The sequence below is a fragment of the Frankia tisae genome (assembly GCF_025403405.1).
In the GTDB taxonomy this organism is placed as follows: domain Bacteria; phylum Actinomycetota; class Actinomycetes; order Frankiales; family Frankiaceae; genus Frankia; species Frankia tisai.
On the sequence record NZ_JANEZT010000087.1, the window covers coordinates 1 to 19,483 of the forward strand.

Below are 19,483 nucleotides of genomic sequence, written 5' to 3' on the forward strand. Positions count from 1 at the left end.
GGCATACGAGGTGAGCGCTAGTCTCGTGGGCTCGGAGATGTGTATAGGAGACAGGCCCGGCCCCACCCGGGCCGGGTGGCGGGCCTCGGTGAGCAGCATCAGCGCGAGAAGCCCGGTGACCTCGGTGGACTCAGGGAGGCTGCGCCGAAGAAGCCGGGCCAGGTGAATCGCCTCGACGGCGAGATCCGCGTCGCGGGGAGGTGCGCCGGCGGTTGTGTGGTGTGCCTCGGCGAACATCACGTAGAGCACGTCGAGTACGGCGGTGACGCTCTCGTCCGCCTGCTCCGGGGGCGGTAGCAGCCGGTCGAGCTCGCCGAGGCGCCGCTTGGCCCGGGTGATCCGCTGGGCGATGGTGCGTTCGGGGATCTGGTAGACGTTGGCGATCTGGGTGGTGGTCAGCCCGGCGACCGCCCGGAGGGTCAGCGCGACCTGTCCGGAGCGTGGCAGGTCGGGGTGGCAACACAGCTGCAGCACCAGCAGCGAGTCGTCCCGCTGGACGGTCTCCGGCGCCACCGGGGGCTGCAGCAACGCGGCGCGGGTCTCGCGGTCGCGGCGCCGGGCGTCACTGCGGGCGCGGTCGGCGTACCGGCGGCGTGCGGTCGCGATCAGCCAGCCGAGCGGGTCGTCGGGAAACTGCGCCGGCCACTGTTGGTACGCCTGCAGGAGCGCCTCCTGGACGGCGTCCTCGCACAGGTCGAACTGGGCGGTGCCGTAGCTGCGCAGCAATCGGGCGAGGGCCTGTCGCGCGAGCTCGCGCCACCGGCCCTCGCCGAGGGGGTCAGCCGGGATCATCCCTCGCCCAGGTCGGCGAACATCACCGGCCGAAGTTCGAGGGCGAGGCCGGGGATGTTGGCGTCGGGAATCTGCTGGGCCAGCTCCACCGCCCGGGCCTCGTCCTCGACGTCCAGGAGATAGAAGCCGCCCATGAACTCCTTGCTCTCGACGAACGGTCCGTCGGTTACCTCGGGCCGGCCCCCGGAGCTGCGAACGACCTTCGACTGGCTGGGGTCGGCGAGGGCCTGAGTCGCGATGAACTCACCGCGCTCCTTGGTGGCGGCGATGAACGCGCCGTGCCCCTCCTGGATCTGCCGCTGCTGGTCGTCGGTGAGCTGCTCCAGCACAGCCGGGTCGATCTGCATGATGATCAGATACTTCACGGTCTCCTCCTCGGGAGCAGCCACCCGCGTGGCAGCTCACCAGGTGGTCGTCGCCGATGGTGCTCCCGCGACACTACGCAGCCAGGAATTTTCGCCATCGCTGTCGCGCGGGGCGCGTCGGCGACGACCACCTGGCACCTGGCACGCAGCCACGACAGGCGAGATGCCCACGCTCAAGGAGGTCGGCCATGACACAGCGGGTCCGGGTCCACTGCTTCAACATCAGCCAGGACGGGATCGGGGCGGGCGAGGAGCAGAGCCTCGAGCACCCGTTCGGCCAGGCGGACCCTGGTCGCTTGTTCGCCTGGGTCGGTGTCACGGACAGCTGGATCTACCGCACCGATCCCGGTGGCACCCGAGGGCTCGACGACTACGTCGTCCGTGACTTCACCCGCAACATCGGAGCCGAGATCATGGGGCGCAACAAGTTCGGTCCGATCCGCGGCCCCTGGGCGGACCACGAGTGGCAGGGCTGGTGGGGAGACGAGCCCCCCTTCCACACGCCGGTCTTCGTGCTCACACATCACGTTCGGCCGTCGTTCACCCTGAGCGACACGACGTTCCACTTCCTCGACACCACGCCGCACGAAGCGCTGAAGCAGGCGAAGGCCGCCGCCGACGGCCGAGACGTGCGCATTGGCGGCGGCGTCACGACCATTCGCGAGTTCCTCGACGCGGACCTGATCGACGAGATGCACATCGCCGTCGCCCCGTATGAACTCGGCACCGGTCTCCGCCTCTGGCACAACCCGGATGAGCTAACCGACCGCTACCACTTGGAACGCGTGCCAAGCCCGAGCGGTGTCGTGCACCACTTCTTCTGGCGGCGATAGGTACGCGGCAACAGGCGCCGGCTGGGGAGCGACCACCGTGAGTGACGCAGCTCAGGTCGCCTCATCTCGGACCAGGCCAGCGCCGGGCAGCCGTCACGTGGCGCCACGTAGCCGACCGCGCGGCGAACCGCCCGCGGTCAACGGCCGCTCGTCCAGGGCCGGCTACGGTGTTCTCGTGGGCCTCCATCTGAGCCAGATCCCGGACGCGGACGAGCTGCTGACGAACGATCTGCTGGCTCTGCTGATAGGCATGGTTCTGGATCAGCCCAGTATCGGAAGGATGGAGCGGGACCGGGCGATTCGCACTCGTCTGACCACATGGCGTCATCATCTGATCTGTGGCTCCGCTGGAGCCGGAACGAAGGACCACCGCAGGTGACTGTGTCCGCGTTTGACGTGCGGGAGCCTGCGTCGGTAGCGTCATAGGTACTTTCTCCCCGCCGTCCTCCGGGACTGGCGGGGCTTTTTCCTAGATCGGTTACGTCATGCCCTCGCGAGTCGCTGTCTTCAGCGACGTGGCTAGCGTCTTGATATGCACCCTGTTGGCATTGGGGTGCTTCTAGTCGCTGCTTGGCGGTAGGACCCCTTCATCGGCGGCGAGTCGGCAGGACGTCAGAAAGCCGAACATCCCCGTGCCGTCCTTGCGTCGGAAAAAGTCCACCATCTCGGTGTTGAACTCGTTGCGGCGCGCGGCCGGGACGCTGATGGAATCCATGCCCTGGGACATGAGGTGGCCATTCATCATGTAGCGCGCGGTGCGTTTGTTGCCGTCGTAATAGAACTGCTGAAACGAACCTAAGAGGAAATATGCGATCGCCTGCTCGAACTCGGCGTCGATCTCGGTCGACAGGAATTCCAGGCCCTGAGAGAAAATGTGACGCAGGTTCTCGCCGCCGCGCTCGGTGGCGGGTGGTAGGTAGCGGCCATGCTGTCCGAGGCTGACACCTGGGGTGAGTGTCTCCCGGCCCTCGCCGCGGAAATGGCCTGACTCCAGCGCCTCGTCTCGGGCGAGCAGGAACTGGAGCCTGTCGGAGATCTCTTTGGAGAGCCGGAACTCGTGCGTCCGGACAAGCTGGGCGAGCTCGTTCGCAGCCTCCGCGAGGTTCAGGACCTGACGTTCGTCGCTGATCTTCCGCCCGCCGACCGTGATCCCGTCCAAGAGCGTCTGGACCTCGGGGTAGGTGAAAGGGTTTCCCTCAAGTACCGCGGCATCCCAGACGTACTCCGGCAGCGAGCGGTGGAACCGCCAGACGGCGCGCTCGACCGAGAATCGTGGAATATCCCGGCGTACGGCGGACCGGTCCCATGCGAATCCCAGGGCGCCTAGCATCGCCTTACTCGTCGCCATGATCGCACCTCCTCGGGACCGAGCGCCACCGGCATGTGCCGCGAGCCTTGCCTGTGATCCAACGATACGGGACCGCGGGATCTCGGAGCGTCCTACCGTGCGGCACGCTGTAGCCGGTGGTCCGCACGTCGACGGCGCGGCGATGTGGCCAGCGGCGAGCCCCTTACGACACGCCGGATGCGTGTCCTCCGCCGCTCATCGTGGCGGCTTGGGCGAGCGCGTCGCAGGTGCGTTCACGCGCGATGCGCGCTCGACAGGACACAACGACACCGCCGCACCGTGTGATTGTGCTGCCCCATCGTGATCGTGCTCCGGAGTCTGCTCAGCTGAGCGGCGTCCCGACAGCGTCACTGGCGACGACCGGGCGAACGATCACCTTATGATCATGCCACCTCGGGCGGCTGCGGAGCGTTGATCGGCCCAGGTGGGTGTCCTGGTGTGCTCCGCCGACGGCTCCTTGATCGGGGCGGACGTCTCGCTACCCAGGAAGGAGACTGACTCTCTTTCAGGGCAGGTCCGCGTCGCCGCCGAGGTTCGCGATCATGCGTCGTAGCACGTTGAGCGCGGCCACGTACTCATGCGGGGCGATGCCGTCATGGAGCTGCGCCAACGCCCGATGGGCGCGGTCCGCGGCACGCGTCCGCCCAGCCTCGCCCGACTCGGTGATGACGAAGGTCTCGTCCTGTGTCTGAGTCATCCAGCCGCGGTTGAGTAGGTCGTCGAAAACGCCGTCGAAATCGACGTTGAGATCGTCGAACCGTGCGAGTCGGTGGATGAGGCGCGTGCGGTCCCATTCCTCGGGATTGCCCGCGACATGGTTGAGGATCCACCAGTGCGGTTGGGCGAGTCTTTCGGTGGCCAGATCCGCGCGGATCCGGCCGACGACTCTACGGTAGGTCTCGCCGCTCCAATAGCCGATCGGCTGCTCCGCCAGTACCTCGTCCGGATACTTCTTGATGTCCGTGGCCATGTCAGTGCTTCCTTCGGTGCTGTAGGGCGTCCTCGCCGCCGCATGGCGCATCGAATGATCACGCTAGAACCTCTACCAAGCTTGAGGTCAAGGTGGCCAGGCGCGCCTTGCTCCCGGGGTCGGCTACGGTGATGGTGTGGGACTGCATCTGAGCCAGATCGCCGAGGCCGACGAGCTGCTGACGAACGACCCGCTGGCACTCTTGATCGGGATGGTGCTGGACCAGCAGATTCCGCTGGAGCGGGCGTTCGCGGCACCGTATGAGCTGACGAAGCGGCTCGGGTGCTCGCTGGACGTCATCGAGCTGGCCGCGTTCGACCCGGATGAGCTGGGCTCGATCTTTTCCCGCCAGCCGGCTCTGCATCGTTTCCCGGGCTCGATGGCCAAGCGGGTGCAGTCGCTGTGCCGACTGCTGCTCGACTCCTACGGCGGTGATGCGGCGGCGGTGTGGACGACGGCGGTCGATGGCCGTCAACTGCTCAGGCAAGTCGCGGCCTTGCCCGGCTTCGGTGAGCAGAAGGCCAAGATCTTCGTTGCCCTGCTCGGCAAGCAGCTCGGGGTCACTCCGCCCGGCTGGCGGGAGGCATGCGCGCCCTTCGGCGAGAAGGACAGCTACCGATCCGTTGCCGACATCACCAGCCCCGAGTCCCGGAACAAAGTTCGCGACTACAAGAAACAGCTGAAGGCCCAAGCGTAGCTCGCCAACCACACCAGCACCTCACCGGCTGCGTGGACTGGTGCGCAGGCGGACGGTGAGGAGGGTGAGGTCGTCCTTGTCCACTGCGCCGATAGCGCGCTGCGCGGCGAGATGGTCGCGCAGGTCGTCGCGCGGACTGCGGATGACCCGATGTAGCCCGCCGAGGTCGTGGAGGGCCAGAGTGAACAGCCAGCGGGCGACGGCATCCGTGGCGAGCAGCAGAGTGTCACCCGCAGTCACCGGGCCCGAGGCCCGTTCCACCGCAGCGGAGTCCATACTGGCCGCGAGCAGGTCGGGATGGCCCGGCACTAGTCGCGGTGTGTCGGAGAACTGTTCCGGGGCGGTGAGTGGGAAGGTCGTGAGCACACCGGCGGCGGTTACCTGCAGCAGGCAGGAGTCACCGACGGCAATGGCCTTCCAGCCTGCGCGGCCTTGGTCGTCGCATATGAGCTGCAGCCCGAGGAACGTGGCGTAGGCGCTGGTCACCGCGCCGGGACCCTCGTCGAGCCAGCTGGGCCCGACTGCCTGGGGAAGGGTGGCCGCGTGATGCCTGGCCACGGCGAGGAACCATTCCCGCAGGTCGGCGTCGCTGGCCTGACCCTGGGGCGGCTGGCGGACGTAGGCGCGGACCAGCGCCTGCGCCCACAGGTGCACGTCGCGTCCGGCCGAGGCACCGTCGGCCACGGCGAACCGACCGTTGCGTTCGCTCGTGGCCGCGCCGTCCTCGATCGGGTCGATCTCGTTCTTCGGTAGCCGCAGGATCCGTGCACTGCACCGCAGCGGCGCCTGCGGGCGCGTGGGGTCCCGCCAACCGGCGGTCACCGACGGTCGTCGGTCAGGCTGGTGCCGACCCGCAGCGCCAGCACGAGGTCGTCGGGTGCCGCGTTCGCCACGAAACCGCGGGACCCGGCGGAAAGACTGATGTTGGTGCTGGACTCCGCCCGTTTGCGCATCTCCTCCGGGATCTCGCTGGAGGTGTCGAACAGCAGGCGGATGAACTCGTCGCCCGCGGGCAGCTCCGCGGGGCTGGCCGGGAAACGCACCGAGGCAGACAGGCCGTCGGAGAGGCTCACGTTGAACAGCAGCAGGTCCCCGTCCCGGGTGTGCAGCGAGCGCAGCCGATCGGCCCAGGTGCGCACCTCGTCGTCGTCCCCGTCGGTCGCCATCCCATCGGTGATGTTGATGACGATCGGCGGGTGGGACCGCTGGTGCCCCGAGGCCCAGCCGCTGGCCAGCCGACCGGCCTGGTTGAGAGCCAGGCACATCGGCGTGGGACCGGACGCGAAGGGTTCCACCCAGACGGGCTTGGAACGTCCGTCCCGTTCCTCGTGCCGCAGCACCGAGGAGAACAGTTCCGGGATCGACACCAGCCACCGGCCGGTCAGCGGACCGCCCAGCAGCGAGCGCACCTCCTGCCCGCAGTAGCCGAGCACGGCCAGGTCGTAGTAGGCCCGCGGAGTCGGTTCGGTGTGCACCTTCCGGCACCGCCGCATGATCATGGCGATGGTGTCGTTGACGATGTCGGTCAGCAGCTCGGCCCGCGACACGTTGGGGCGGCCGCCGACCGGCAGGTTCATCGAGTCGGACTGGTCCAACAGGAAGATCACGCAACCCGGGGTGGTGCGGTCGATCGACTGGGAGTAGGGCACGGACCGGCTCCTCGCGGTGGGACAGAGGGTCGTCGAAGGACGGGGTCAGGACGGGTCGCAGCGGATCAGGGTCCGTCGAGGTGACGGCCGGGCGGGCGGATGTCCGCCACCGGAGCGGGCACCGGGACGGGCGCGGTCGGATCGACCAGGAGGTCCGGCCAGGGCTCGCCGGGCTCGATCGTCCACTCCTGGTCGCAGTGGTCGCAGTAGTAGTCCGCGATGATCGCGTGATCGGTGCTGCAGTACGGGCAGATCGGGTCGTCCAGCAGCCGCCAGCCGCGGTCCACCGGGGCCAGCGGCCGCAGGGGCGGATGTCCGCCGACCTCCTCGCCGGCGGCGCGGCCCTTCCGGGTCCGTTCCCCGTCCCACTCGTGCGGACGGTCCAGCTCCCGGGCCTCGACTCGGTCCTTCACGCGGCCAGTGCCCTGGAGGCGGCCCTGATCCTCGACCCGGACCGGACTCGCGCTGTGCTCCGGGTCCTCGGCGTGGTCCGGGCGCCAGCCAGGGATACGGGTCCCGACGGGGTTGTCGCCGCGCGAGGGTACCCAGCGCTCGTCCTGGCCGTCCTGAGGGTCCTGGCGGTCGGGGCGCCGGTCGACCGGCTCCTGGTCCGGCGGGGTGCCGCGCTGGCCGGGGGGACGCGGCCGACCGGACTCGCGGGCCGTCGCGAGGCCGAGCCGTGCCAGGGGTACCAGGGCGACGCCCAGGGCGTACAGCAGCACCCAGCGGAGCGCGCGACGGGTGCGGGACTCGTCCCCGGCCGCATGGACGGATGCCGGGCGCAGCTGGCGTATCGCGGCGGCCGTGGCGCCCCCACCGGGACGGTCGGTTCCGTCGACCGCAAAGGATGGCGGCAGGGCGTCGGCGACGCTTCGTGGGCTCCCGGCCGCAAGCAGGACACCGCCGGGCGCAGAGCGCAGCGCCCTGGCCTGCTCGGGCGTGACCGCCAGCCGCACCATTGCGTTCGCACCCCTTCCCTGGGCCGGATTCGCCGGTGCTGGGTCGCCGACGAGGACCACCAGGTCATAGTGGCGGTGCGGCCTCTTTGCCCTGTCGATGGCCAGCGCGGCGTCGCCGGTCACCAGCGCGCGCGGCGCGGCGGGCGTCGAGTCCCCGCCGGTCAACAGTCCGGCCACCGCGACGACCAGACCGACCCCGAGGACGACGGCGGTGAGTGCCCCGTACGGGCGCACCTGCCTGGCGAGGGCCGTCCTGCGCCGGGGGCGCCGGGGCGCTGGTGGCGGGGAGGTGTGCACGGAGCCGTCCTCTGCGTCGCGGATGGTCATGGGACGGATGGCCGGGGGACGGATGGCCGGGGGACAGATGTCAGCAGCGCGAGGGACGGCGGCGCGGGTGACCCTGGAACGGCCCTCAAGGGACCAGCCCCAGCAGGAGCACGGCGAGGACCGCGGCGAGCACGATGAAGGCGGCGTAGGCGAGTGTGTGCCCCCAGCCCGACCTGGCCGCGCCGTCGTATTCGTCCGCGTCGTCGTAGTCATCCGCGTCGTCGTGCTCGTGCGCGCCGGCAGCTTCGGCGTCCCCTTCCTGGGGCGTGAACCAGGCGGCGCCGGGGTCCGGCGGAGCCCCCTCGGGCTCGTTCCACCAGTGGTTGTCATCGTCGTGCTCGGCGTTCCGGGTGAGTGAGGCCTGCTGCAGGAACCCATCCGGCCGGGCCCGGCGATGCATGGCCAGCAGGCTGGCGAGGTCCCAGCTGGAGTCGGCCGGGCCGTGGCAGAGTTCCCGCAGCAGCGGCACGAGCCGTCGGACGCTCTGGTCGGGACTGCTGCTCAGGCGGTCCCACAGCGGGGTCCGGTCCGGATGGGCGAGATCATTGTCGGTGAACACCAGGTTCTCGCCGTTGTGGTACTGCTCCCACAGGTCCGGCTCGGCGGACAAGGCGCGCAGGGACGCGTAGACGACGAGGGCGGAGAACGTGTCGACGGTCCGGCCCCAGTCGTCGAGCCGGCGCCGGGGATGCTGGTAGTGCCGGTGGCCGGTCTCGTCCGGCGGCAGGTGGGCGACGGCCGGCAGCCAGACGCCGTCCAGGTCGACTGCCTTCAGCTGCCCGTCCCCGGTGACGAAGACGTTGTTCTGCTGCAGGTCGCCGTGCGCCACGTCGGCCGCCCCGAGCGCGGAGACGAACTCGGCCCAGTCCCAGGCCAGGCCGCGCAGCCCGGCCGGGTCCTTCTCGAGCACGTGTTCCACCTGGCCGGCCAGCGACCGGCCCTCCACCCGCTCCATGACGATCACCGGCCACCAGGTGCCGTCGATCTCGACGCCCTGGTCGATCCACTCCGCCTCGGCGAGCGCGGCGGCCAGGGACGGATGGGCAGCCCGCTGGGCGACCAGCTCCGCGTAGCGCAGGGGCGCGCCGGCGCCCAGGTCACGGGTCGGGCAGCGCAGCGCCACGCCCTGCGGGCCGCGACGGCCGAAGAAGACGACCGCCGATGCGCCAAGCGCGTGTAGCAGCGCGCCGGACGCCTGCGGCTCCTGTGGTGGTCCGGACCCGTCTCGGCCGACACCGGGCTGACCGGGCACGACGGAGATCTCCCGGTCGAAGGTGATGCCAGCCAGGCGCGGATGCTGGTACGAGCCACGGACGACCGCCGCCTCGAACAGCCCGTCATCCGGCCAGCTACGCACACCACTCACCATTATCTCCGGTGGAACAACGGGTGCCGGCGGCACCTGAACGCGCGACGATACCGGGGATGAACGCACCCACTGATCTCGGAAGCAACGTCATATGAAAAACTCCGGCCTAGCGGCGGCCGGCATCCAGAATGACCCGCGCACCCGCAGCCATCTGGCCGGGGCCGCATCCCAACGATAAACATGGGATGACCGCCCCCGGTGCAAAGAATTGTAGCTGAGCGCGGGCGGGAACGTCCACCCGCTGGGTGGAGGTGGTACTTGGGGTTAGCCCCCAAGGGACGCAGCCCTTGTCAAGGCCGGCTCGTTGGCGCGCCTGCTTGTCGAATCGCAATCAGTTACCCGGGGCGGCCAGAGAGGCGCCGTCCGGACTGTGGTGCGGCAACCCAAGAAGGAGACAATATCGCCAGGTCGGGCCCGCCGTCCGGCGGGATGGTGTGCCTATGATGTTAGGGTTGGCGGCAAAATCGACTTCCGAGGGGGTCAGGATCGATGGCTCGGGTTGTCTCCACTGACACGGCGCGCGACGCGATCGGGCGTATGCAGCAGATCATCAATTCCGGGCTCAGTCAGGAGATCCAGAACCTGGAACACGAGGGCCAGCTGCTGAGTGACCCGAACAACTGGGACGGCGGCCTCGCCGCCCAGTTCCGCACTGACATCTGGCCGCAGACCAAGTCGGCGCTGGACCGGGCGGTCATCCAGCTCGGTCAGCTGCAGCAGAAGGTCAGCCAGATCAACACGGACATCATGTCGGCGGGCGGCAGCTGAGCGACGGGTCGTCGGTCGCTCCCTCTGCTCGGGCCTCGAGAACTCTGTTGGCGTGAGGCGGGTGCCGGCGTCGCGGGGATGTGCCTGCGTCGAGGAACCGTGTGCATGGAGGGTGGCGGATGGTGTCTGCCGCACCTTTCGCGGCAGACACCATCCGTGGGAAGTGCGGCCGCGAGAGGCCGACGCAGGGCGAGGTTCCTAGTTGTAGGTCGGGAGGTTTCCTGTTGCGGTGAAGGTGGGTGGCTGTGGCACGGCGAACGGCCCGGGCTGGGGTCCGTAGTCCTCGTCGGAACCGAACACCGCGTCCTCGACGCGATGGAAGAAGCTTCGGTGCTGCTTTTTCTCGGTGACGTGGTCGGCGTATCGGACCTTCGCCTCTTCCTCCATCGCCTGGCTCCACAGGGCGGCCAGGGTGCGGGCGTCGTCCCGCATCGCGGTGCTGAGGTTGGTGTCGCTGCCCTGTTCGGTGGTCATGCTGTTGCGGAACTCGGTGGCATAACGGCCCTGCCAGTGGCGCAGGGCGGTGGTCGTGGCGGTGTCCCGTTTTCCGCGGAAGGTGTCGACGCTGTCGGCCAGGCTCCACAGTCGTCTGGCCAGCTCAAGTGCGCCGTCGAAGTCGAAAACCACATGCTGGCCGCCGTGCACACCCATTGTGGGCCTCCCCCCGGGCGTTGATCGACTGTCCGGCGCATTCTAGGGCACTTGGCTTCGCGGGGGTCCGGACCGCCGCCGGAATCTGTTCGGAACCACGGGGTTCACAGCTGGTGGAGCGAGACCGAGCCGGCGGAGACCGGGAAAGAAAGGACGACCGTCGTGGCCACCAGCTCCGCGGACCCCGAAGACCTGGGTACCTATGTCACGGACGCCACCGCGGCCCGCGCGGCGCTGTCGACGGCGGCGAGCGGCGTGCGGGCCTACTACAACGACGTCGTTCCCCGGTTCGGGGCGCAGTACAGTCTTTCGCATCCGGATCTGTGGGCGAAGCTCAGTGCGCATCTGAGCGAGGCCGAGGAGCGGGACCGTTTCGTCGGCACGGTGAAGGATGCGTTCGTCGCCGCCGACCGGGGTTCGGCGGGCACGGCCGCCGGCCCGGTCACGGTCGACGACGGCCGTATTGCCGTCGGGCTGAAGGCGGCCGGTATCGGTTCGCTGCCGACGACCTCGCTGACGGTTGATGCTCCGGAGTTGCTGGGTCGGCCGCCGGACAGCGGTTTCGCGGCTGACCCGGTGTGTACTGCGAACGGCAATCTCGTCGAGCAGGAACTCGACCTGCCGCTGCCTGGTCGGGTGGCGCCGGCCGGCTGGCGGCGGACCTACAACTCTCGTGGGCACGAGCGGCTCGGTGCGCACGGGCGCGGCTGGTCCAGTTGGGCCGACACCGCGCTGGACGTCGGTGACGGGCAGGTCGAGTGGCGCGGCCTGGACGGCGCACGGTCCTTGGTGGTGCGACCGGGGGTGGACCGGCCGACCGAGTTGCCGCTGCTGGGCGCGACTTTGCACGCCGATGGTGCGGGTTTCCGTTTCACCCGTGGGCCGGGGGAGAGCTGGTGGTACGACGAAGCCGGCCGCCCGGTGCGGGTGCGTGTCGACCGGACGGAGCTGCTGCTTGCCTGGTCGGGTAGCCGGCTGACGCGGCTGTCGCATCCTCGTTCGGGCCGGTTCCTCGAGCTGGTGTGGGACGACGAGCGTGCCCTGGTCACGGGGGTGCGGGCCAGTGATGGCCGGGAGGTGCGCTACGCCTACGACACCCACGCCCATCTGGTCGCCGTCGACGGCGGCCCGCAGGGCTCCCGCCGCTATCGTTACCGCCACGCCGACGAGGCCGGTGCCGGGACCGGCCCGCTCGCCGAGATCGTTGATGCCGACGGTGTGACGTTGGCCCGTACCACCTATGACGAGGCCGGTCGGGTCCTGACCCAGCTCAGCCCCGAAGGCCGTCTTGTCCGGTTCGCCTACCGCGAGGGCCATCGCACTCTGGTCACCGACGCGGCGGGCGGGGCGATCAACGAGTACCGCCATGACTCGGCCGGCCGGCTGGTCTGCGTGGTGGACGACGCGGACCGCACCTTCTACCGGGTGTTCGACGACGCCGGGCGGCTGCGCGGTATCGAGGAACGTTCCGGTGCCCGCTGGGCGATGGACTACGACGGCGAGGGCAACCTGGTTCACCGCGCCGGCCCGGGCGGTATCACCGAGCGCTGGTCGTGGGACACCCTCGGTCGTCTGACCGGTTACACCGACGCACGTGGCTACCTGACCCGATGGGTCTACGCCGGCATCGCGCGTACCCCGGTGGAGATCGTGGACGCGGCGGGCGCGTTGACCCGGATCACCGTGAACGACGACGACCTGCCCCTCTGCGTCGTCGATCCGGACGGCGTCACGACCCGGTTTCGCTGGGACGACGACGCCCAGCTCATCGATGTGCGGGTCGCGGGCGGCGGGCGGAGCAGGTTGCGTTATGACGCGGCCGGCCGGCTGGCCGGGATCACCGGGCCGGTGGGCCGGACCCGGGTGTGGGAGAGCGACGACGCCGGGCGGGTGGTGCGCGAGCAGGGCCCGGACGGGGCAGGCAGCGAATACCACTACACCGCCGCGGGCCGTCCTGACGGCTACCTCGACCCGGCCGGGGGCCGGTGGGGTTCGACGTATGGCCCGCACGGGCGGGTCGAGCAGGTCACCGACCCGCTGGGCTCGACGCTCGGCTTCGAGTACGACCTGTTCGGTAACACCGCGCTGATCGTCGCCCCCGACGGTCAGAAGTTCCACTTCGACCACGACGGCCTCGGCCGGCTGGTGGCCCTCAGCGACCCTGCCGGTGCGACGTTCCGCCGCGGCTACGACCCGGACGGCCGGCCGACCGTCGCGTCCGACGCCGAGGGCCACGAGTGGCGGGTCGAGTACGACGACGCCGGCCGGCCGGTGCGCCGGACCAGCCCGGACGGGCGGGTCTGGCAGCGCGCGTACGACCCGGCCGGCGCCGTCATCGCCGAAACCGACCCCGCCGGCGCTGTCACCCGCTACGAGCACGACCCGCGCGGACGGGTGGTGGCCGTCACCGACCCGGCCGGCGGGCGGCGCACACTCGAGTGGACTCCCGGGGGACGCCTCGCCGCCGTCACCACGCCGCTCGGCCGCCGCGAGACCTACGGCTACGACCGCGCCGGCCGCTGGGTACAGACCACCTCCCCGTCCGGGGCACGCACCCTCTACCGCCGCGACGCCGCGGGCCGGCTGACCGCGCTCCTCACCCCCGCCGGCCGGGAAACCCGCTGGGAGTACGACGCGTACGGCCGGGTCGTCGCGGTGACCCGCCCGGGTGAGCGGCGCACGACGATCGAGCGCAACCCCCTCGGTCTGCCGGTGGCTGTCACCGACGGTGAGAGCGCCACCCGGCGGTACACCTACGACGCCCGCGGCGCCCTGACCAGCGCCACCGACCCCCTCGGCGCCGTCACCCGCTACGAGTACGACACCCGCGGCCAGCTGTCGGCATGGACGGATCCGCTGGACGGCCGCCACGAGCTTCGCCGCGACGAGGTCGGCCGCCGGGCCGGCACCACAGACCCGCTCGGCCGCACCACCTCCGTCGTCCGCGACCGCAACGGCCGCGTCCAGATGCTGCGTCAGGCGGACGGCTCCGGGACGCGCTACTGGTGGGACTCCGCCGGCCGCCTGGCCGGACGCGGCCTGCCGGACGAGCAGACCCCGCGGCTTCGCTACGATCACGACCTGGCCGGGCGGCTCACAGGCGCGAGTGCGGCGACGCTGTCCGGTGTCTCCGCGGGCTCCGGGTACGCTGCGGACCCAGACGTCCGCGTGAGCCTGGCCTACGACACGGCCGGACGGCTGATCGCCCGCACCACCAGTTCGGGCCGGCTCGAATGGGCTTACGACGCCGACGGACGGTGCGTGAGCGTCGGGCGAGCCGGTACGACGCCGGTGCGGTACGAGCACGATGACGACGGACGCCTCCGGTCGGTGACACATCCGGCGCTCGGGCGCCGCGTCATCGAGCGGGACCCGGACGGGCGATCCGCCGCCCGCCCCGGCCGGGCCGTGCATCGCGACGGTGCCGGTCGGGTGACGAGGGTGGTCGACAGCGGGCAGGAGCTGCGGTTCAGCTACGACCGTGCCGGCCAGCTCGTCACGGTTCAAGGGCCATGGGGCCTGTGGACCTTCACCTGGGACCTGGGCGGCCGCCTGATCGCCGAGGACCGCGGCGATCCCGCGACCGTGATCCGGTCCGCCTACGATCCGGCCGGCCGTCTCATGGAACGCCGCGTCGGCGACGGCCCACCGGCCACGTTCAGCTACGACGCCGCCGGGCGGCGGTGCACGGCGGACGGGCCTACCGGCGCGGTCCGTTACGACTGGGATGCGTTGGGCCGGCTCCGCGAGGTCCGGCAGGTTCCGGCCAGCGCGCCGGGGTCCGCTCGGGTGGACCGGCTGGTGGTCGACGCCCTCGGTGATCCGCTTCAGGTGAACGGTCTGGCCGTGCTCTGGGACCCGGTCGCCTGGCCGGGGCAGGTCCATGGTCTGGGCCGACGTACGTACGCTCGTGCCGCGTCGGCCATCGGGGTGATCGACGAGGCCGCCCGGACAGTTGGCGGGGACGCCCGATCCGGGACGGTCCTCTCCGGGGACGATGACAGGGGGACCCGCCCGGGGGCGGGCACGGTCCGGTCCGCATCCGGACAGTGGCTCGAGCTCGACTGGCAGGATTCGCTCGGCGACCACGATGTCTGGGGGCTGCCGATCGTGACCGGCGCCGGCTCGGCGGTGGGCGATCCGCCTCGACGACCCGTCGTGGCGCCGGCGGGCAGACCGGGCCCGCCCAGCAGTCCGCCGGACCTGAGTGCCGCTATCGGCTACCGCGGTGAGCTGGCATTCGGCGGGCTGGTCTGGCAACGCGCACGCGTTCTCGACCCGCAGACCCGCTCCTTTCTGGCGCCCGATCCACTCGCGAACATCCCCGGCATGCCGGGCCAGGCAAACCCCTACCACCTCGCCTGGAACGACCCGGTCGGCATGGTTGACCCGACCGGACTGCGCCCGCTCACCGATGAGGAATACAGCGACTATCGCAGCCAGGCCGGCAAGGGAATATTCGAAAAGGCCTGGGACAACGTCAAGAAGGACCCGTGGGGGAGCCTCGGCGCCGCCGTGGTCATCGGCGCCGGAGCCGGGCTCATGTTCGTGCCGGGCGGGCAGGCGGTCGGCGCCGGCATACTTATCGGCGCCGGGAGCTCGGCGGCTCTGGGCCTCGTCACCGGAAACTTCAATCCGCGATCCATTGCCATCACCGGAATCGCTGGAGGCGTCGGTGGTGGAATCGCCGGCGGGCTTGTGAAGGGGGGATTCTCTGCCGCAGCCAGCGCCGCGGTCGGCGGGGCGTCTCAGGACATCGCTATGCAGGAAATGGTACATCCGGGGCAGCTCGGGCTTGGGGAGCTGGCGTTCAGCGCGGCCACCGGAGGGTTTGCCGGGAAGCTCGGCGGAGCGCGTTCCGTGGCGCGCGCGGAAGGCCTGGCAACCGCGGAGGCCAGTGTTGCACCGGAGCTCCCGGCCGCGCAGATCCCCATCTACCGGGGCTCCCACCACGCCCTGGAAGGCGAAGTCTTCAATCATAGTGGCATGGTTATGAGTGATGCCGCCCGGCATGCCTATGCCTCGACCGGCGATATCGGCGCAGCGATGGCGGCCTCCGAGCGGGCGCACCAGGCAGGAGTCGCGACCTGGGGAAGCGAGGAGGCCTACGCCGAGGCCCACGTCGTCTTCGGAACCGATATACAAGATCTGGGGGAAAAGTCGATGATCTCCTTTACCGCGGATCCCAACGTCGCGAAGAGATTTGCCGACGGCGGTGCCATCTACACCACGACGATAGATCCAGGTGATGCTATAATAATGCCGGACTCGCCGGATTCTGAGATCCTTATACGGCACATGATCGGGGTGGAGCGTTGGTGATAATTAAAGCCGACATTGTGGGGTATGAAGTCGATTACTGGCCCGCAGGCGTGCCCTTCGAAAGTGATGATGTGGTCCGCAACTACTATCACTGGGAAGATCCTTACTGGGCGTCTCGAGATAACATTCGGCGCGTCACGGCACGGTTCTTCTCGGGCTCGCCGATCTACTATCTGATGCACTGGAACGCGGGCACGCAGCTCGCCGGGCTGGATGCGAGGGCCGCGGACGGCAGCGTGCGCGAGGAGGATTTCGCGGGAGCGGTCCTCGTCGAGCCGATGGACTACACGTGCCCGTTCTGCGACGCGCGTCTGCGGGCTGCGATTGTCGATCCCGGCAGCCCGATCCTCGGCAAGGACCGTCCCGCAAGGTTGCGTGCCCACACGTTCATCCCTGATTGCCCGGTCTGCCATCGCGAGACCAGGGCACGTGTCGCCGAGTTCCTACCGCCGGTCTGATCGCATCCGGAGCGACTGGTGAAAGGTGCGACGTCGAGGAGAAGGGGCGGTGTGCGGCAGTTGTGATCGTCAGGGTGCGCGCGGTCGCCGTGGGTGGCGCGACGCGGGACTGGTCGGTGGACGTCGGGTCGGACGCGACCGTGCGGGAGCTGGGTCTTCGCCTGTTCGGCCCGCCCGGCGAGCTCGGTCTGGTGGTGGACGGGGAGTCGTTCGGGCCCGACGTCCCGGTGGCGATCTGCGGCATCGTCGACGGCATCGAGGTGGCCCCGGCCAGGCCCGGGGCCGAGTACCGGTTGGGGTACGGCAGCGGGCCCGCCACGCCGGACCCGTCCACCTGGCAGCCCGGCGCCGCCGATGCCTGGTGGGAGCCCACGGCCGCGCCGAAGGCCGGCGTCTTCGATGCGATCCCGCCGGATGCGGACTGGTGGACCCCCGCACCGCAGGCACGGCCCGCACCGCAGGCACGGCCCACATCGCAGGCACGGCCCACATCGCCGGACCCGCGGCCCTGGTCGCCGGCAGGGTCGCATACCGGCGGATGGGAGCTGGTGGTCGTCGCCGGTCCGGGCGCCGGGCGGCGTTTGCCCGTGCCTGGCGAGCAGACGGTCTCGCTGGTCATCGATCCGTTCGACGGGCCGCTGGTCGAGCTCGGCGGCGTCGAGGAGGCGGCGGCGGAGCTCGCGGTGGACGGCGACGCGGTGACCTGCCTACGGGCCGCGGCCGAACTGACCGTGGACGCAGACGTCCCCGCGGGCGACCAGGTGCTGCACTCCGGCGCCGTGCTCGCCACCGGCCGCACCATCGTGCGCCTGGCCCGCACGGGCGGCCTGGCCCGGCCGGGCCAGGCGCTCGGCGTCCCAGCCGAGCACCGTCCGACCGTGCCGTTCCACCGCACCGCCCGCCCGGTGCCGCCGTCGGTCCCGGGGGTGGTCACGCTGCCGCCGACGCCTCGGGAGCCGGGCCGGGCGAGCCCGTTCAACTGGGCGTCCCTCGGCGCGCCGCTGGTCTTCGCCGGCGTCCTGCTCGCGATGACCAGGCAGGTCGCGTACGCGCTCATGTCGGGCCTGGGCGCGCTGATCGTCGTGTTCTCGTTTGTGGAGAGCCGGCTGCGTCGTCGCCGGGAGCTGCGCCGCAGTGCCGCCGAGCGGGAGGCGGAGCTCGCGGCGTTCGACACCAGGCTGGCCGAGGCCAGGCGCCTGGAGCTGCGCCGCCGTTGGGACATCACGCCGACGGCCGCCGACTGGGTGCGGGCGGCCGACCAGCTGGCCGCCACCCTGTGGGAGCGCGGGCCGACTGACAGTGACTTCCTGGATGTCTTTGTCGCCGTCGGACACCTGGACTGGCGCCCGGCGGTCGAACGGATGGACCAGGCCCCTGCCGAGACCAAGGACCGGGTGGCGCGGGCGGGCGGCCTCACTCCCGTGCCACTGACCTTCAGCCTGGACCGCGGCGAGCTCGTGACGCTGCGCGGCCCACGGCCGGAGGTGCTGGGCCTGGCCCGCGCGGCGATCTGTCAGGCCTGCTGCGCGCAGGGGCCCGCCCATCTGCGGATCGGCCTGCTGGTCGAGGACACCGCGGACTGGGAGTGGCTCAAGTGGCTCCCGCACCTGCGGGACGAGATGGGCGGGGCACCCCGGATACGGCGCATCGACGCCGCCGCCGACCCGCAGCGCGCCGTCGACGAGGCCGCCGCCTGGCTGACGGCCTCGCCTGCGCCTACCGGCGCGGGACCGGTCGGATCCGGGGCTGCAGGTGGCCACGGTGGCCGGGGCGGCGCCCCGGTGCTCAGCCCGTCGTCTTCCGCGTCCCCCGAGCGGGTGCAGGCGGTCCGTACCCTGCTGATCGTCGACGGCCCGCGGTTGCGGCCCGGGTCCAGCCTCGCCTTCCGCCGTGCGCTCGCGGCCGATGCGTCGGCGATCATCGTGGACGGCCCGCCCCCCAATCTGACCACCACCCTGGTCGAGTTCGGCTCCGACGGCACGATCACGCAGGCCGACGCCAGGACCGGCCGGGTCGTACACGGGGCGAGTCCGGCGGCGCTCGACGCCGACGACGCCCACCGCTGCGCGCGGATGCTCGCGCGGCTCGACGATCCGCTCGTGGCCGAGCGGGACGTGCCGCTGCCCGCCAAGGTGCGGCTGTCCGATCTGGTCCCGTTCGATCTGGCGCAGCCGTCCGACCAGCTTGCCGACGCCATCCACGCGCACTGGTCGGCCCGCCGCGACCCCGGGAGCCTCACGATTCCGGTGGGCGTCGGTGAGGAGGGGCTGTTTGAGCTCGACATCGTCCGCCATGGCCCGCACGGCCTGCTGGGCGGCGCGACCGGATCCGGCAAGAGCGAGCTGTTGAAGATGATCGTGGCCGGGCTCGCCGCGCGGTACTCGCCCGACGAGGTGATCATCGGACTGTTCGACTTCAAGGGTGGCACGTCCTTGCAGGAGCTCACCCGGCTGCCGCACTGCGTCGGCCTGGTCAGCGACACCGACCTGCACGAGGCCGAGCGGGCGCTGCGCTACCTGCGCACCGAGCTGCTGCGCCGCGAACGGTTGCTGTTCGCCCGCGGGGTGCAGAAGATCGAGCAGATCGCCGGTGAGCTGCCCCGACTGATCGTCATCATCGATGAGTTCCAGATCCTCGCCGACGAGCTCCCCGACGAGCTGCAGACCGTCATCGACCTGACGAAGCGGGGCCGCTCCCTGGGTGTGCACCTGCTGTTCGCGACGCAGAGCCCCGCCTCGGTGCGTAACTATGACGAGATCAAGCGCAACACCCAGCTGCGGATGACCCTCAAGCTCCTCGACGTCGAGGACTCGGTGCGCCTCATCGATCTGCCGGACGCCGCCCGGTTCACCGTGCCCGGCCGCGGGCTGGCCCGTGTCGACAACCAGGTGCTCGCCTTCCAGGCCGGTTTCCCGTCCGGCTCCGTCGAAGCGTCCGAGGACGACGCGGTCCGCCTCGAACCGTTCACGCTGCTC

15 protein-coding genes are annotated in these 19,483 nt (G+C 70.5%); 6 read left to right on the forward strand and 9 right to left on the reverse strand.

What is annotated here, in order from left to right; genetic code table 11:
* Both NBZ85_RS11025 and NBZ85_RS11030 read right to left on the reverse strand, forming a co-directional pair.
* A partial coding sequence (locus NBZ85_RS11025; protein WP_261561893.1) for a sigma-70 family RNA polymerase sigma factor occupies positions 1–792 on the reverse strand: 792 nt, incomplete at its 3' end.
* A complete protein-coding gene (locus NBZ85_RS11030) occupies positions 789–1,157 on the reverse strand; it encodes a YciI family protein (RefSeq protein ID WP_261561894.1) in 369 nt (122 codons plus the stop codon). The genes NBZ85_RS11025 and NBZ85_RS11030, both read right to left, overlap by 4 nt.
* Before the next feature lie 188 nt (positions 1,158–1,345).
* Here NBZ85_RS11030 and NBZ85_RS11035 point away from each other — a divergent pair, with 188 nt between their 5' ends.
* Positions 1,346–1,990 (forward strand): dihydrofolate reductase family protein, encoded by a 645-nt coding sequence (locus tag NBZ85_RS11035; protein WP_261561896.1) that lies wholly within the window; start codon positions 1,346–1,348, stop codon positions 1,988–1,990.
* A 559-nt stretch (positions 1,991–2,549) separates the two neighbouring features.
* On the opposite strand, the gene NBZ85_RS11040 is transcribed toward NBZ85_RS11035, so the two are convergent.
* Positions 2,550–3,338 carry a Fic family protein gene (locus NBZ85_RS11040; protein ID WP_261554715.1) on the reverse strand — a complete coding sequence of 263 codons (789 nt, stop codon included), beginning with the start codon at positions 3,336–3,338 and terminating at the stop codon, positions 2,550–2,552.
* 505 nt (positions 3,339–3,843) lie between these two features.
* On the reverse strand, positions 3,844–4,308 hold the full coding sequence (locus tag NBZ85_RS11045; RefSeq protein ID WP_261561897.1) for a winged helix DNA-binding protein: 465 nt from the start codon (positions 4,306–4,308) through the stop codon (positions 3,844–3,846).
* 136 nt (positions 4,309–4,444) lie between these two features.
* On the opposite strand from NBZ85_RS11045, the gene NBZ85_RS11050 reads away from it, so the two are divergent.
* Positions 4,445–5,005 carry an HhH-GPD-type base excision DNA repair protein gene (locus NBZ85_RS11050; RefSeq protein ID WP_261554717.1) on the forward strand — a complete coding sequence of 187 codons (561 nt, stop codon included), beginning with the start codon at positions 4,445–4,447 and terminating at the stop codon, positions 5,003–5,005.
* A gap of 21 nt (positions 5,006–5,026) precedes the next feature.
* On the opposite strand, the gene NBZ85_RS11055 is transcribed toward NBZ85_RS11050, so the two are convergent.
* From NBZ85_RS11055 to NBZ85_RS11070, 4 genes are all read right to left on the reverse strand, one after another.
* Positions 5,027–5,827, reverse strand: a complete 801-nt coding sequence (locus NBZ85_RS11055) for a hypothetical protein (RefSeq protein WP_261554718.1) — start codon at positions 5,825–5,827, stop codon at positions 5,027–5,029.
* Positions 5,824–6,654, reverse strand: coding sequence for a vWA domain-containing protein (locus tag NBZ85_RS11060; RefSeq protein WP_261554719.1), 831 nt, complete (start codon positions 6,652–6,654; stop codon positions 5,824–5,826). The genes NBZ85_RS11055 and NBZ85_RS11060 overlap by 4 nt, the downstream gene beginning before the upstream one ends.
* Positions 6,655–6,719: 65 nt before the next feature.
* Complete coding sequence (locus NBZ85_RS11065; RefSeq protein WP_261554720.1) at positions 6,720–7,940, reverse strand: serine/threonine-protein kinase; 1,221 nt, start codon at positions 7,938–7,940, stop codon at positions 6,720–6,722.
* 85 nt (positions 7,941–8,025) lie between these two features.
* On the reverse strand, positions 8,026–9,297 hold the full coding sequence (locus NBZ85_RS11070; protein WP_261554721.1) for a protein kinase family protein: 1,272 nt from the start codon (positions 9,295–9,297) through the stop codon (positions 8,026–8,028).
* A 501-nt stretch (positions 9,298–9,798) separates the two neighbouring features.
* Here NBZ85_RS11070 and NBZ85_RS11075 point away from each other — a divergent pair.
* Entirely contained in the window at positions 9,799–10,077 is a 279-nt protein-coding gene (locus tag NBZ85_RS11075; protein WP_261554722.1) for a hypothetical protein, read from the forward strand.
* 198 nt (positions 10,078–10,275) lie between these two features.
* Here the strand turns inward: NBZ85_RS11075 and NBZ85_RS11080 are convergent, their stop codons facing one another.
* Positions 10,276–10,728 carry a hypothetical protein gene (locus NBZ85_RS11080; RefSeq protein ID WP_261554723.1) on the reverse strand — a complete coding sequence of 151 codons (453 nt, stop codon included), beginning with the start codon at positions 10,726–10,728 and terminating at the stop codon, positions 10,276–10,278.
* A gap of 162 nt (positions 10,729–10,890) precedes the next feature.
* Here NBZ85_RS11080 and NBZ85_RS11085 point away from each other — a divergent pair, with 162 nt between their 5' ends.
* The 3 genes from NBZ85_RS11085 to NBZ85_RS32650 all read left to right on the forward strand — a co-directional run.
* The gene (locus tag NBZ85_RS11085; RefSeq protein WP_261561898.1) at positions 10,891–16,050 is read left to right on the forward strand and encodes a DUF6531 domain-containing protein; all 5,160 of its coding nucleotides are present in this window, start codon (positions 10,891–10,893) and stop codon (positions 16,048–16,050) included.
* Entirely contained in the window at positions 16,047–16,508 is a 462-nt protein-coding gene (locus tag NBZ85_RS11090; RefSeq protein WP_261554725.1) for a hypothetical protein, read from the forward strand. The genes NBZ85_RS11085 and NBZ85_RS11090 overlap by 4 nt, the downstream gene beginning before the upstream one ends.
* 62 nt (positions 16,509–16,570) lie before the next feature.
* The coding region (locus tag NBZ85_RS32650; RefSeq protein WP_261561899.1) for an FtsK/SpoIIIE domain-containing protein at positions 16,571–19,483 on the forward strand (2,913 nt) is incomplete at its 3' end.

What these genes read in the sequence shown, in the direction of transcription:
- NBZ85_RS11075 (WP_261554722.1), top strand. Translation starts at nt 9,799, where the DNA reads ATGGCTCGGGTTGTCTCCACTGACACGGCGCGCGACGCGATCGGGCGT.
- NBZ85_RS11035 (WP_261561896.1), top strand. Translation starts at nt 1,346, where the DNA reads ATGACACAGCGGGTCCGGGTCCACTGCTTCAACATCAGCCAGGACGGG.
- NBZ85_RS11045 (WP_261561897.1), bottom strand. Translation starts at nt 4,308, where the DNA reads ATGGCCACGGACATCAAGAAGTATCCGGACGAGGTACTGGCGGAGCAG.
- NBZ85_RS11065 (WP_261554720.1), bottom strand. Translation starts at nt 7,940, where the DNA reads ATGACCATCCGCGACGCAGAGGACGGCTCCGTGCACACCTCCCCGCCA.
- NBZ85_RS11040 (WP_261554715.1), bottom strand. Translation starts at nt 3,338, where the DNA reads ATGGCGACGAGTAAGGCGATGCTAGGCGCCCTGGGATTCGCATGGGAC.
- NBZ85_RS11080 (WP_261554723.1), bottom strand. Translation starts at nt 10,728, where the DNA reads ATGGGTGTGCACGGCGGCCAGCATGTGGTTTTCGACTTCGACGGCGCA.